This window comes from Ensifer oleiphilus (genome assembly GCF_013371465.1).
Taxonomy (GTDB): Bacteria; Pseudomonadota; Alphaproteobacteria; order Rhizobiales; family Rhizobiaceae; genus Ensifer; species Ensifer oleiphilus.
Window position 1 is genome coordinate 892,252 of record NZ_JABWDU010000001.1, and the last position, 13,507, is coordinate 905,758.

At 62.3% G+C, this 13,507-nt stretch carries 16 protein-coding genes; 8 read left to right on the top strand and 8 right to left on the bottom strand.

All coding sequences use genetic code 11. The features are described from left to right. Positions 1–108: 108 nt before the first annotated feature. Positions 109–1,410, bottom strand: coding sequence for a M16 family metallopeptidase (locus tag HT585_RS04245; protein WP_176351741.1), 1,302 nt, complete (start codon positions 1,408–1,410; stop codon positions 109–111). Positions 1,411–1,426: 16 nt separating this feature from the next. Further along, positions 1,427–2,827, bottom strand: a complete 1,401-nt coding sequence (gene thrC / locus HT585_RS04250; protein WP_176351742.1) for a threonine synthase — start codon at positions 2,825–2,827, stop codon at positions 1,427–1,429. Between the two features lie 279 nt (positions 2,828–3,106). Between thrC and HT585_RS04255 the strand changes: the two genes are divergently transcribed. Further along, on the top strand, positions 3,107–3,655 hold the full coding sequence (locus HT585_RS04255) for a hypothetical protein (RefSeq protein WP_176352183.1): 549 nt from the start codon (positions 3,107–3,109) through the stop codon (positions 3,653–3,655). 75 nt (positions 3,656–3,730) lie between these two features. Here HT585_RS04255 and HT585_RS04260 read toward each other — a convergent pair whose 3' ends face one another. Both HT585_RS04260 and HT585_RS04265 read right to left on the bottom strand, forming a co-directional pair. After that, entirely contained in the window at positions 3,731–4,837 is a 1,107-nt protein-coding gene (locus HT585_RS04260) for an ABC transporter substrate-binding protein (protein ID WP_176351743.1), read from the bottom strand. 229 nt (positions 4,838–5,066) lie between these two features. Continuing rightward, positions 5,067–5,762, bottom strand: a complete 696-nt coding sequence (locus HT585_RS04265) for an HAD family hydrolase (RefSeq protein WP_176351744.1) — start codon at positions 5,760–5,762, stop codon at positions 5,067–5,069. Between the two features lie 179 nt (positions 5,763–5,941). Here HT585_RS04265 and HT585_RS04270 point away from each other — a divergent pair, with 179 nt between their 5' ends. The 3 genes from HT585_RS04270 to HT585_RS04280 all read left to right on the top strand — a co-directional run bounded on the left by HT585_RS04270 (position 5,942) and on the right by HT585_RS04280 (position 7,879). Beyond that, positions 5,942–6,610: a GntR family transcriptional regulator gene (locus tag HT585_RS04270; RefSeq protein ID WP_176351745.1), complete on the top strand. Its 669-nt coding sequence runs from the start codon at positions 5,942–5,944 to the stop codon at positions 6,608–6,610. 223 nt (positions 6,611–6,833) lie between these two features. After that, the gene (locus tag HT585_RS04275) at positions 6,834–7,427 is read left to right on the top strand and encodes a biotin transporter BioY (protein WP_176351746.1); all 594 of its coding nucleotides are present in this window, start codon (positions 6,834–6,836) and stop codon (positions 7,425–7,427) included. Further along, positions 7,424–7,879, top strand: a complete 456-nt coding sequence (locus HT585_RS04280) for a DUF1284 domain-containing protein (RefSeq protein ID WP_176351747.1) — start codon at positions 7,424–7,426, stop codon at positions 7,877–7,879. The genes HT585_RS04275 and HT585_RS04280 overlap by 4 nt, the downstream gene beginning before the upstream one ends. Here HT585_RS04280 and HT585_RS04285 read toward each other — a convergent pair. Beyond that, positions 7,859–8,539 (bottom strand): ArsR/SmtB family transcription factor, encoded by a 681-nt coding sequence (locus HT585_RS04285; RefSeq protein WP_176351748.1) that lies wholly within the window; start codon positions 8,537–8,539, stop codon positions 7,859–7,861. The two genes, HT585_RS04280 and HT585_RS04285, sit on opposite strands and share 21 nt — an antisense overlap. Before the next feature lie 80 nt (positions 8,540–8,619). On the opposite strand from HT585_RS04285, the gene HT585_RS04290 reads away from it, so the two are divergent. From HT585_RS04290 to HT585_RS04300, 3 genes are all read left to right on the top strand, one after another. After that, a complete protein-coding gene (locus HT585_RS04290) occupies positions 8,620–8,940 on the top strand; it encodes an NIPSNAP family protein (RefSeq protein ID WP_176351749.1) in 321 nt (106 codons plus the stop codon). Between the two features lie 4 nt (positions 8,941–8,944). After that, complete coding sequence (locus tag HT585_RS04295) at positions 8,945–9,292, top strand: antibiotic biosynthesis monooxygenase family protein (RefSeq protein WP_176351750.1); 348 nt, start codon at positions 8,945–8,947, stop codon at positions 9,290–9,292. Positions 9,293–9,429: 137 nt separating this feature from the next. Beyond that, positions 9,430–10,560 (top strand): site-specific DNA-methyltransferase, encoded by a 1,131-nt coding sequence (locus HT585_RS04300; protein ID WP_176351751.1) that lies wholly within the window; start codon positions 9,430–9,432, stop codon positions 10,558–10,560. Positions 10,561–10,699: 139 nt separating this feature from the next. Here HT585_RS04300 and HT585_RS04305 read toward each other — a convergent pair whose 3' ends face one another. After that, positions 10,700–11,188, bottom strand: a complete 489-nt coding sequence (locus tag HT585_RS04305) for a hypothetical protein (RefSeq protein WP_176351752.1) — start codon at positions 11,186–11,188, stop codon at positions 10,700–10,702. 16 nt (positions 11,189–11,204) lie between these two features. Here HT585_RS04305 and HT585_RS04310 point away from each other — a divergent pair, with 16 nt between their 5' ends. Beyond that, positions 11,205–11,519 (top strand): hypothetical protein, encoded by a 315-nt coding sequence (locus tag HT585_RS04310; protein WP_176351753.1) that lies wholly within the window; start codon positions 11,205–11,207, stop codon positions 11,517–11,519. Between the two features lie 179 nt (positions 11,520–11,698). Here HT585_RS04310 and HT585_RS04315 read toward each other — a convergent pair whose 3' ends face one another. Both HT585_RS04315 and mutY read right to left on the bottom strand, forming a co-directional pair. Then, positions 11,699–12,316: an HAD family hydrolase gene (locus HT585_RS04315; RefSeq protein WP_176351754.1), complete on the bottom strand. Its 618-nt coding sequence runs from the start codon at positions 12,314–12,316 to the stop codon at positions 11,699–11,701. Between the two features lie 24 nt (positions 12,317–12,340). Then, positions 12,341–13,429 (bottom strand): A/G-specific adenine glycosylase, encoded by a 1,089-nt coding sequence (mutY, locus tag HT585_RS04320; protein WP_176351755.1) that lies wholly within the window; start codon positions 13,427–13,429, stop codon positions 12,341–12,343. Positions 13,430–13,507: the final 78 nt, after the last annotated feature.

Genomic DNA, 13,507 nt, shown 5'->3' on the forward strand with positions numbered 1-13,507 from the left:
CGAGCGTTGCACAACTTTGCGCACAAATCGAATCCGATTTTACGAAAAGTCGCAAACACTTCGCCGACCGGGCGCTATCGTTCGCCCGGTCGAAACCCGGTGGCGGGTTCAGCTTGCGACGGCGTGCGCGACGGTGGACTTTCCTGTCAGGGACGACAGGATGTCGTCCATCGGGGCCAGCTGTTCGAGCGGCCCGATGGCCGACAGCGTTGGGATGGTGTCGAAGAACAGGCGACCTGCCAGGTCGGTCAGGCGCTCGATGGTGATGCCGGAGAGGCGCTCCATCAGTTCATCGTTGGGGATCGGACGGCCGTAGAGCATCATCTGGCGGGCGATCTGGCCGGCGCGTGCGGCCGGGCTTTCCTGGCCCATCAGCAGCTGTGCGCGGATTTGGGCGCGGGCGCGCTCGATTTCCTGCTGCTCGATGTTCATCGAAGACTTGCGCAGTTCGTCGACGATGACAGGCATCAGTTCCGGCAGGTTTTCTCCGCCGGTAGCCGCATGCACGCCGAAGATGCCGGTGTCGGAGAAGCCCCAATGGAAGGCATAGACCGAATAGCATAGGCCGCGATGCTCGCGCACTTCCTGGAACAGGCGCGAAGACATGCCGCCGCCGAGAATGTTGGCAAGGATCTGCGAACAGTAGAAGTCGCGGGCGTGATAAGCCTTGCCCTCGAAGCCGAGCAGGATCTGGGCGTCCATCAGGTCGCGGGTTTCGCGGCTTTCGCCGCCGGTATAGATCGCTGTTTCGAGAACAGGCGTTGCCAGCGGCGTGCGCGGCAGGCTCGAGAAGCGTTCCTCGACCTGGCGCACGAAAGATTCGTGCTCGACGGCGCCGGCCGCGACGACGAACATCCGGTCGGTGGTGTAGTTGCGGCCGAGATACTGGCGAATCTGGTCGGCCGAGAACGACATCACCGTCTCGGGTGTGCCAAGGATCGGACGTCCGACCGTCTGGTTGCGATAGGCGGTTTCGGCGAAACGGTCGAAGACGACATCGTCTGGGGTGTCGTCGGCAGCGCCGATCTCCTGCAGGATCACCTGTTTTTCGCGGCGCAACTCTTCCTCGTCGAAGCTCGACTCGGTCAGGATGTCGGCAAGGATATCGACCGCCAGCGGCACATGGTCCTTGAGAACACGCGCATAATAGGAGGTCGTTTCGGTCGAGGTCGCGGCGTTGACTTCGCCGCCGACATTCTCGATTTCCTCGGCGATCTGGCGGGCGGTGCGTCGGCCGGTGCCCTTGAAAGCCATGTGCTCTAGCAGATGGGCGATGCCATGCTCACCCACGGTTTCGTTGCGTGAACCCGATTTGATCCACACGCCGAGCGCCACGCTTTCGAGATGCGGCATATGCTCGGTTACCACCGTCAACCCGGAAGGGAGCCGGGTGCACTCAACTTTCATCATACGTTTCTTCTCGTTCTTACCCCTGGAGGCGGGTGCGTTCGCCGATAAAGCTCTCGACGCTCTTCAGATCCGCTTCCAGGATATCGAAACGCTCCTCCCTGTTCATCAGGTCAGCAAGCCACGTCGGAAGCGCCGGGTCAATACCACTTGCCGATTTTACGGCGTCGGGGAATTTCGCGGGATGGGCGGTTGCAAGCGTCACCATCGGGGCCGACGTCTTCTCGTGCTTGGCCGCGACGAAGACGCCGATGGCGCTGTGCGGGTCGAGCAGGTAGCCGGTGTCTTCCAGGGTCTTGGCAATTGTCTTGGCGACTTCCTTCTCGGAAGCGCGGCCGGCGCGGAACTCTTTGCGGATCGCCTTCAGCGCCTTTTCGCGGATGGCAAAGGAGCCGGACTGCTTGAGGCTGTCCATGGCCGAGCGGACCTCGGCCGGATCGCGATCGTTGGCTTCGAACAAAAGCCGCTCGAAGTTCGACGAGATCTGGATGTCCATCGACGGCGACGTGGTCGCCTTGACCTCGCGCATGTCATAGCGGCCGGTCTTCAAGGTGCGGGCGAGAATGTCGTTCTCATTGGTGGCAACGATCAGCTTATCGATCGGCAGGCCCATGCGCTTGGCGACGTAGCCGGCGAAGATGTCGCCGAAATTGCCTGTCGGCACGGTGAAGGAGATCTTGCGGTCCGGCCCTCCGAGCGCAATGGCGGTGGTGAAATAATAGACGATCTGGGCCATGATCCGCGCCCAGTTGATCGAGTTGACGCCTGAAAGCTTGACGCCGTCGCGGAAGGCGACATCGTTGAACATGCCTTTGACGAGGTCCTGGCAGTCGTCGAAATTGCCTTTGACGGCGATGGCGTGGACGTTGCCCGCCTTCGAGGTCGTCATTTGGCGCTGCTGGACCGGCGAAACCTTGCCATGCGGGAAGAGGATGAAGATATCGGTGCGCTCGCGCCCGGCAAAGGCATCGATGGCAGCGCCTCCGGTATCGCCCGAGGTCGCGCCGACGATGGTCGCCCGCTCGCCACGCTCGGCAAGCACATAGTCCATCAAGCGGGCGAGCAGCTGCATCGCCACGTCCTTGAAGGCGAGCGTCGAGCCGTGGAACAGCTCCATGATGAAGGTATTGGGCCCCGTCTGGACGAGGGGAGCGATGGCAGGATGACGGAAGGTGGCATAGGCCTCGTCGATCATCTCCCGGAATTTGGCCGAGGGAATCTCACCGTGGACGAAAGGCTCGAGGACGGCGAAGGCGATGTCCTGATAGGATTTGCCGCGCAGCGCCCGAATCTCCTTTTTCGACAGCGTTGGCCATTCCTTGGGAAGATAGAGGCCGCCATCGCGCGCAAGGCCCGCAAGCAGTGCATCGCAAAAGCCGAGGGGGGCGGCCTCGCCGCGCGTCGAGATATACTTCACCATCCTAGTCCTTCGTCTTGCCTTCGGATCGCGGCGACCCTATGGGAACCGGCCGCGGTGCGTCTGTCTTATTGCGTCAGTCCTTGACAAAGTCCCCACGCATTCTTGTCACCCGTGCAATTTCCGGTCTCAGCATCGTTTCGGAAAATTCCGATCGAGGCGGTTGACCCAATCGATTTTTCAATTCGCCGCTGCTATAGACGATGCCCGAAGGCCATGAAAGGCCTTCCGGCCGAGATTTCGGTCAAGGAGTTTCAACCGGTTCAGCAGAGGTTGTTCAACGTGTTTGGCAAAGTATACCGGCCTGTCCTCGCAATATCGTTTCTCGCGGTCCTCGCCGGCTGTAACAAGACGCAATCCGGTGGAGCGATCGATGCGGGCGGCAGCGCCGCCGCCCCGACACCGGCCGTCGTCCAGGCCGCATGCCCGCAGGTAATCTTAAGAGACGGTACCTCGTCGTTCCGGACCTACGCAAAGGGTGGTAAGGACGATCCAACCAAGGTCATCTATCAGGTGTCGCTTGCCGATACGACGCGGCAATGCGTGCTGAGTGAGACTGCCATGACGGTCACCGTCGTCGTCCAAGGCCGCGTCGTCAGCGGTCCGGCCGGCGGCCCGGGCAAGGTCACCATGCCGATCCGCGTGGCGGCAACGGATGAAGAAAAGACGCTCTATTCCGAGTTGGTCCAGCACGTGGTGGAGGTCCCCGCAAGCGGTTCGACCCAGTTCGTTTTCACCAAGACGGACGTCGCACTGCCGGCTGGTTCCGGTTCCAACGCCAAGGTCTACGTCGGCTTCGACGAAGGCCCGCCGGCCAAGCGCAAGAAATAAGCGGCAGTATCCGCTGCCTGAAACGAAAAACGCCGGGGCTTGCCCCGGCGTTTTCATTCGGCGACTTCTAAAACATCATTCGGCAGCGACGCTCTTGCCGCCTTCCCACTTGTAAAGGGAGAAGGCCTGCGAGGTGAGGTCACCAGCTTCACCGTAGGTGAGCTTGCCCAGTACCGTGTCAATCGCCTCGCCAGACTTGATCGCGGTCGCAACGGCAGTCGCATCTTCGGCGGAACCGGCCTTCTCGATGCCGGCCTTCAGCACCTGGACTGCGGCATAGGCGTTGAGAGTGAAGGCTTCGGCCGGAATGTTCTTCGCCTTCAGCGCCTCGACGGCCGGAGCCGACGCCGGGTTGCGGGTGGCGTCGCTGGCATTGGTGTAGATCGTGCCTGCAGCAGCTTCGCCGCCGATTGCCCAGAATTCGGTGTTCGACAGGCCGTCGCCGCCGAAGATCTGTGCGGTCACACCCTGGTCGCGCATCTGGCGAGCGAGCAGGCCGCCTTCCGGATGGTAACCGCCGAAATAGACGACATCGACCTTTTCGGCCTTCAGGCGGGTAACGATGGCGCTGAAGTCCTTGTCGCCCGGGTTCAGGCCCTCATAGACGACTTCGGTGATGCCGCCGGCGTTGATGCCCTTCTTGAAGCCGTCGGCAAGGCCCTTGCCGTAGGGAGCCTTGTCATGCAGAACGGCAACCTTCTTGTCCTTGAGGTTCTTGACCACAAAGGCGGCCGCGACCTCGGCCTGCTGGTCGTCGCGACCGCAGGTGCGCAGCACGTTCCACAGGCCGCGCGTCGTCAGGTCAGGCGTGGTTGCCGTCGGCGTCACCATGAGGATGCCGTTTTCGGCGAGAACGTCCGAAGCCGCGATCGACGTGCCCGAAAGCACCGGGCCGACGACGAAGCGGATGCCTTCACCGGCTGCCTGGTTTGCGACCGACACGGCCTGCTTCGGGTCGCCGGCGTCGTCCATCATCTTCAAGACGATCTTTTCGCCATTGATCCCGCCGGCTTTATTGATCTCGTCTGCGGCCGCTTCCGCGCCGTTCTTGACCTGCTCGCCATAGGCCGCGACCGGGCCGGTCAGCGGCGTGATGACGCCAACGGTGATATCGGCAAAGGCGAGCGGGCCGAAGGCAACGCTGGCTGCCAGGGTCAGGCCCGTCAACATTGAAAGACGCATGGTGTTTCCTCCTAGAAATACCCCTTGTGGGGCTTGGCTGATATGGCCCTCGTGCGCGGTGCGAAAACCGGGGAGATCTTCGGAGGGACGGCGATCGCACATCAATGTGACATCGTGTCCCTCGGCGCCTAATCGGACGCCCGCCGTGATGGCCGAGAGCTTTTTCCCGCCCCGGTGTAAAGCCGCGGCGAAAGGGGTTTGCGGCCGGTTTGAGTCCGGGTTACCCGGATCAGGCCGTCAGCGATTCCGACCACTCGGAAAGAGCGGCGATCACACCCGGCAGTGCCGACATGCGCGAAATCACCGTTTCGGCGCCCGCTTCGGTCAACTGGTCGGCATGCGAGGGATGGGTATGCGAGCCGCCGGTGAAGCCGACGACGCGCATGCCGGCCGCGCGTGCGCCATGGATCCCGTGCACGGAATCCTCGATCACGAGGACGCGGGAAGGGGCGACGCCCATCTGTTTGGCGCCATGCAGGAAGATATCCGGCTTCGGCTTGACCCGGTCGGCGCCAAGATCACGGGCGGAATAGATGTGGCGACCGAAATGGTCCTTGATGCCGACTTTGCCAAGCATCATTGCTAGCCGCGCCGAAGTCGAGTTGGAGCAGATGCAATGCGGCAGCGTCAGCTGCGCGAGCATAGGTTTGACGCCGTCGATGATATTGAGGTCGCGCGTCAGGCGCTCGTCGAGGATGATATCGACCTTGCTGATGAGCTGGGCCGAGAGCGGGACGCTCGCTTCCTTTTCGATCTGCAGCAGCGTGTTCTGCCAGGTCATGCCAGCAAAGCGCTCTGCCATTTCCTCGACGCTGATCGGGTAGCCAGCTTCGGTCAAAAGGGCCGCTTCGACATCCGAGGCGATGATTTCCGAATCGACGAGAACGCCGTCGCAATCGAAGATGATGAGATCGATACCGTTCATTTGGGTCAGTTCCCTGGGAGAAGGAGGCGCCGCAGGCAGGGGGAGGGTCTCTTTCGCGGCGCGTGCTTTTGTACGCCGAAGGTTTATACGATGGCGGCCGAAATCTCAACCTTTGGAAATCGTCGAAAGGCCGCCGTCGCTTGCTCGACAGGCCCTGCCGGCCCCTCTAGATGTAGCCGATGGACAAGCAACGGGACGATACGATCGCAAGCCGCATCAGCCGCGCACTGGCCGAGAGGATCATCTCGGGTGCGCTGACGCCCGGCGAGCGCCTGCGCCAGGACCACATCGCCGAGGAGTTCGGCGCCAGCCATGTGCCGGTGCGCGAGGCGTTCAGGCTCCTGGAGGCGCAGGGGCTTGCCGCTAGCGAGCCGCGGCGCGGCTTCCGCGTGGCGGCGTTCGATCTCAAGGAAGTCCGCGAGGTCGCCGAAATGCGTGCCGTCCTCGAAGTGCTGGCATTGCGCCATGCGATCCCGCACCTGACCGCTGCCATCCTCGATCGTGCTGAGGCGGCCACGGCTGCGGCCGATACGTCACGCGACGTTCGCTCGTGGGAGGCTGCCAATCGCGCCTTCCATCGTTTGATCCTGGAGCCCTGCGGCATGCCGCGGCTCTTGGCCTCGATCGATGATCTTCACGCCGCCAGCGCCCGTTTTCTGTTTTCGGCCTGGCGGAGCAGCTGGGAAGCGCGCACCGATCACGATCACCGCGCGATCCTTGCCGCCTTGCGGGAAGGGCGGGGCGACGAGGCTGCCAAAATCCTCGAACGCCATGTCGGCTGGATCGGCAGGACTCCGGTCAAGACCGCCGCCGGCGAGATGCGAGAGGCGTTTTCGATCGTCGGATAGGCGTTCGAGCGCAATCGTCGCTTCGTGACCGCCGGTCGGTTGCGAAATTATCTATAATTCTATTTCGTTATTTATCAGGGTGTTGATGGCAAGATTGTGTGATCTTGCCAAACGTTGTGCTGTTTCCTCGGATTGACCGGTTCGCTACTCAGCGATATCGGAGTGATTATTATAGATAGAATCATGAATTATCTATAATTCCAATACAACCACGGAGACCCAGATGTCCAATCTCGCTTCCGCCCACGCGCCCCTCTTTGATCCGCTCCGCCTCGATGGCAAAACCTGGCCTGTAAAGGCCCTCTTTGTGCTGCTTGGAACCGGTTTTCTTGCTCTGTCCTCGCAGATCAGCGTGCCGATGGTCCCGGTGCCGGTGACCATGCAGACTTTTGCTGTGACGATGATCGGCGTCGTCTATGGTTGGCGGCTCGGCGTAGCCACGATCCTTGCCTGGCTCGCCGAAGGCATGATGGGCCTGCCGGTTCTGGCCAACGGCGCTGGCGGTCTTGCGCATTTCGCCGGGCCGACGGCCGGCTATCTCGCGGCCTTTCCCCTGGTCGGTGGGCTTGCAGGATGGCTCGCACAGCGCGGCTGGACCGGTGATCGCGTTATCCTGAGCTTCTCCGCTCATTTCGCCGCCAACATGCTGTGCCTTGTTGTCGGCGCTGCCTGGCTTGCGACGTTGATCGGCTTCGAACAGGCAATCGCCCTCGGAGCAGCACCCTTTGTGCTCGGCGCGGCGCTGAAGTCGGCGCTTGCGGCGGCCGTACTGAAGGCCGTCCAGCGTTATGCGCAAAAGCCGATGAACCTCATTTGACCGTCCGGCTGCGCGGGCATCACCTATTATGCCTGCTGACCTTCGTGGGCGAGGGCTACACGCCCTCGTTCACGCGCAACTATGTCAGGATCGCAGAGCGCCTTTCCGCCGGTGAAGCCATAGCTGTCGTCGATGGCCCTGATGATATCTGCGCGCCCATGCTGTGCGAAGCCGGCGCCCATTGCCGGGAAGAGAGCATCACACAGCGCGACAGCCTCGCGCTCGCTGCAGTTTCGGACATTCTCGACCGGCAGGTGGTGCGCGGATCGGTGCTGATGTTCGATGCCGACAGGTTGAGACGATTGCGCTCGGCTTTCGCGGACGGGAAGGCGGCAGCCGCCTGCGCTGAATGTGAATGGGCGAGCCTCTGCAGCCGCGTTGCCGGAGGTGGCTTCAGCGATGTGCTCGTGCGCGCAGCCGAGGATCCCTGCCTATTGCGGGAACAGGTCTGAAAAGGCCTTCTCACCGCTATCGGTGAAACGGATAGCGCGACTGTTGGTCTCGCGTTTCGCCCAACCCTTGTCGATAAACAGCGTGAGCAGCGCCTCGCCGAGCGAGCCTGCAAGATGCGACCGTCGCTCGCTCCAGTCGAGGCAGGTCCGGCAGATCGGGCGGCGGGATTTCTTCAACGATGCGTAGTTGATGCCGAGTGCCTCGATGCGGATCTGGCCGGCATCGGTCAAGGCAAGATCGTCGCCCGCGACCTCGATCTGCTTGGCCGCGATCAGGCTTTCGAACATGCGCACGCCGTAGTCGCCGGCGAGGTGGTTGTAGCAGACGCGGGCCTTGCGCAGCGCCGGATCCTTGGGCCCGGGGCGATGGCGGTTCATGCCGCGGCCGGCTGCAAATCCCATGAGGTTTTCGAGCATCAGCCCGACCTCGTCTTCGGCGAGCTGGTAGTAGCGGTGACGGCCCTGCTTGCGCTGGCTCAAGAGCCCGCCGGCCTCGAGCTTGGAGAGATGCGAACTTGCCGTCTGCAGCGTGATGCCGGCGTGCGCTGCAAGCTCGGTCGGTGTCAGCGCCCGCCCGCCCATCAGCGCGGTCAGCATGTTGGCGCGGGCCGGATCGCCGATCAGCGAGCCGATGAGAGCGATGTCTGGACCTTCTTTCATACTTCGATGGTAGTCGAAGCATAGATGACCGGCAAGCGGGCATAGTGGCTTCATCGAAACGCACACACGAGGAGCCGAAGATGATCACCTGTTTCATCCGCTACGAGATCGATCCCTTCAAGAAAGAGGAGTTCGCCGCCTATTCCCGCAACTGGGGCGAGGCGATCCCGCGCTGCGGCGCCGAGCTGATCGGTTACTTCGGGCCGCACGAAGGCTCGGCAACGACGGCCTACGGCATCTACAATATCGACAGCCTCGCGGCCTACGAGGCTTATCGCGCCCGGCTTGCTGCCGATCCCCTCGGTCGCGAAAACTATGCGTTCGCGCGCAAGGAACGGTTTATCCTGAAGGAGGATCGTATCTTCCTGAAGAACGTTTCGTCATCGGCTGGAAGGGATTGAACTCATGATCGCCGTTATCTTCGAAGTCCTGCCGGCCGAAGGCTGTCGCGAGACCTATCTCGGCATTGCCGCCGACCTGCGCCCGCTGCTCGATGGCATCGACGGGTTCATCTCGATCGAGCGCTTTCAAAGCCTCGCCGATCCGAACAAAGTGCTGTCGCTGTCGTTCTGGCGCGACGAGGCGGCCGTTAAGGAATGGCGCAATGGCGCTGAGCACCGCGCCGCCCAAGACGCAGGCCGCCAAGGCGTCTTTGCCGACTACCGCCTGCGCATCGCCTCGGTGGTGCGTGACTATGGCTTGAACGAGCGACACCAGGCCCCGGTCGACAGTCGCGCCTTCCACGCCGCTTGACGGCCCTCGGCAGGCGAAGCGATTGGCCTCGCATCGTTAATCGGATTTTTTCCTGGCGGCCTTCAGGCTTTGGTAACCATCTTCGGTAACCATACGCTCCATAGTCCGTCCCGAGTAAGCGTATTTGCGAGTTGTCCATGTCATCAGTTGTTTCGCTTGCCGAAGTCTCCCGCGCCGCCCGTCCGTTGGGCTGGCTCGATTCCATCATCAAGGGTGACTGCGTGGCCGCGCTCAATGCGCTTCCCGACAATTCGGTCGATGTCGTTTTCGCCGACCCGCCCTACAATCTTCAGCTTGGCGGCCTGCTGACCCGTCCCGACCAGTCAGTCGTCGACGCCGTCGATGACGAGTGGGACCAGTTCGCGTCCTTCGAAGCCTATGACGCCTTCACTCGCGCCTGGCTGCTGGCCTGCCGCCGCGTGCTGAAGCCGACAGGAACGCTCTGGGTCATCGGCTCCTACCACAACATCTTCCGCGTTGGCGCCATCCTGCAGGACCTGCATTTCTGGATCCTAAACGACATCATCTGGCGCAAGACCAACCCGATGCCGAACTTCAAGGGCCGCCGGTTCCAGAACGCCCACGAGACCCTGATCTGGGCGACGCCGAACGCCAATGCCAAAGGCTATACCTTCAACTACGATGCGATGAAGGCTGCCAATGACGACGTGCAGATGCGTTCCGACTGGCTGTTCCCGATCTGCTCGGGTCACGAGCGCCTCAAGGGCGACGACGGCAAGAAGGTGCATCCGACCCAGAAGCCGGAAGCGCTGCTCGCCCGCATCATGATGGCCTCGACGAAGCCCGGCGACGTGATCCTCGATCCCTTCTTCGGCTCCGGCACGACAGGCGCCGTTGCCAAGCGTCTCGGCCGTCACTTCGTCGGCATCGAGCGCGAGCAGGATTACATCGACGCGGCATCGGCGCGCATCGACGCCGTCGAGCCGCTCGGCAAGGCCATGCTGTCGGTCCTGACCGGCAAGAAGGCAGAGCCGCGCGTGGCCTTCAACACGCTGATCGAAAGCGGATTGATCAAGCCCGGCACCGTGCTCACCGACGCCAAGCGACGCCACAGCGCCATCGTGCGCGCCGACGGCACGCTCGCCTCAGGCGGCGAGGCCGGCTCCATTCATCGCCTGGGCGCCAAGGTCCAGGGTCTCGATGCCTGCAACGGATGGACATTCTGGCACTTCGAAGAAGGGAACACCCTGAAGCCCATCGACGAACTCAGAACCGTCATTCGAAATGACCTGGCAAAACTGAACTGATCAACCAGTTCCGCCAGGTCCTTCGAAAGCGCTCTGACCGGTTTTTGTACCTTCAGTCCCGGAAGGAACGCTTTAAACGCCCGGAATCCGCAAGGCTTCCGGGCGTTTGTATGTTTATCGCCGCCTCAGGGAACTCCGGTTATCCCGGGACGGTCGCCGGTTCGGTGTCAGGGAGCAAATGGTAGATGGCGCGTCGTCCGGTTTCCTCGAAGCCCGCCTCTACGAGAGCAGGACCGACTGTCGCGACGTCTTCGTCATCAAGGTGGAACATGGCCGTGCCGATGACGGGATCGATCGTGTGCACTCTTTGAAGCAGCGAAGCGATCAGCGTCGATAGTTCCGCGCTCCCTGCATCCCGATGGGTGAGCGAGATGCACATTCCGTCGCGCCAGGTAAAGGCATAGGCTTCGGCGGTCAGCCCCTTCGCCCGTAGGAGCGCCTCGGTGTAAAGGCTAGCGTCGCGTCGAGCCATTTCTTCGGCGATCATCGCCTCGTCCCAGATCGTCGTGCAGCCGGCTTCACCGCATTGCTTGACCCCGGCAGCGGTGTAGAACTGCGCATACTGCGACAGCAGGGTATCCGGCAGGGGCGCCCGGACTTGTACGGTGGAAGCCGGGCGGGAGGTCATCCAGGCTGCGCCAGCGATGTCTTGGCGCTTGCCAGATCCCGAACAGATCCTGACGGACCGTGGCCCCGACGTCGGCGGCGATGCGTTCCTGAATGTCGCCCGTGGTCGCCGCCCAGTAGATGCCATCTGCGGCGGAATCCGCCCTTGCCATGAGCAGCAGTTGGGCCAGGCAGGCGGTTTCCTCGTCTGCTGCGTGGAAGGCGACACGCCTGCCAGGCTGCTCGTCTTCCTTACGTCTTTCGCAGATCTGGACCCAGGCGACGATGCCGCCGTTGCGCCGTCCCAGGACGACAGAGCCCTGCTCGAACTGATGCCTGTAGTCTTCAAGTGATACCGCGGCACGGAAATCCGCGTCCGCGGTAGCGTATATTTCCGCAACAAACCGATCGAGCCCATCGTTGTCGCGAACCCATTCCAAGTCGAAATCGACCATGTATCCACCTTCTATGTGTGCAATCAAAGGTGGTATTGGTGCTTTGTGGTGAAATTGGAACGGAGGCGAGCGGATTGTCAGCGCTGGATGCCGTAGGCGGAAAGATCGGCCTTCAGCTTTTCCGGGTCGGTGAAATGCACCGCGTGCCAGCCGGCGAGCCGCGCACCCTCGACATTGGGCATGCTGTCGTCGATGAACAGTGTCGCCGACGGCTCGAGGTCGAAGGCGCGGGCATGGGTCTCGTAGATCGCCACATCCGGCTTGATCAGGCCGACGTCGCCCGACACGGTGACACCGCGCGGCATCGTCAGGAACGGATAGAGCAGCTGTGCCTCGCGAAAAGTGTCGGAGGCGAAGTTGGTCAGCATCGTCACGTCGCGCCCTTCGGCGATCAGGTTCTCCATCAGCGAAACCGTTTCCACATAGGCGTGCGGCACCATCTCCTGCCAATGTTTGCGGAAGGCACGGATATGTTCCTCCCGTTCGGGATGATCCTTGATCAGCAGCGCTTCCGCTTCCTCCCAGGGACGGCCGCGGTCCTGCTCGATGTTCCAGTCGTGGGTGCAGACGTTGGCGAAGAACCACTGCCGCTCGGCTTCGTCGGGAATGATCCGGCTGAAGGGCAGGTTCGGGTCGTAATGGATCAGCACCTTGCCGATGTCGAAGACGATATGGCGGATTTCGATGCTGCTCATGACACTCTTCCTCTTTCGATCTTCTCAGCGCTCGGCCTTGAACGCGTCCGGTATCGCCTGGGCGATCGCTTTTTTCATAACCGTCGGCAATGCCTGGGCTTTCAGCGACGAGACCGGCTCCCACCATCCGTCGTCTCCGGTTTCGGCGCGCGCGACATTGGCCCGGTAGACCGACAGGCGCAACTCGAAATGCGTGAAGACATGGCTAATGGTGCCGCAGTCTTCCCAGGCCGCCGCAAAGGGCTGGGCCGCGACCGATGTGTCGCCGTCTTGGCGCGCGGTCCAGGCGGTGCCGGGCACTTCTGTCATGCCGCCGAGAAGGCCGGTCTCGCCGCGCTTGCGCAGATAGACCGTGTCGCGGGCATCGATCGCCACGAAGGCGGCGCCGAGCCGGAGCGGCTTGTCCTTCTTCTTCGCCTTGCGCGGAAAGGTCTCGGGATCGGCGACGGAAAGCGCCAGACAGTGTGGCCGGAACGGACAGAGCGAACAGGCCGGCCGCTTCGGCGTGCAGATCGTTGCGCCGAGATCCATCATCGCCTGGGCGAAATCGCCGGGTCTGTCGGCGGGCGTCAGGGCAGCGACGAGGCCGCGCATTTCCGGCTTTGCCGCCGGCAGCGGCGTTTCGATCGCATAGAGCCTTGAGACCACGCGCTCGACATTGCCATCGAGCACGGCGCTCTGGCGGTTGAACGCAATGGCGGCAACGGCGGCGGCCGTGTAATCGCCGATGCCGGGCAGGGCCTTCAGTCCTTCCTCCGTGTCGGGGAAATGGCCGCCATGATTGCGCGCCACGGCCTCGGCGCATTTCTTCAGGTTGCGGGCGCGGGCGTAATAACCAAGCCCCGCCCAGGCCTTCATCACGTCCTCATTGTCGGCGGCCGCGAGATCTTCGACCGACGGCCATAGCGCCAGGAACTTCTCGAAATAGGCCTTCACCGCCTGCACGGTCGTCTGTTGCAGCATGACCTCCGACATCCAGATATGGTAGGGATTTGCAACCACACCTTGGCGCGCCATCGACGGCGAAACCCGCCACGGAAGTTCGCGGTGGTGCCGGTCGTACCATTCAAGAAGGAGCGGGGCGGCCTTCGCCGCCGTGATCGTATTGTCCATGATTTGCCGGAGGTTCCTTTTCCGGCTTATACTTGGCGAAGGCGAGCCGGCGCATCAAGGCTCAATCGACATTGCATA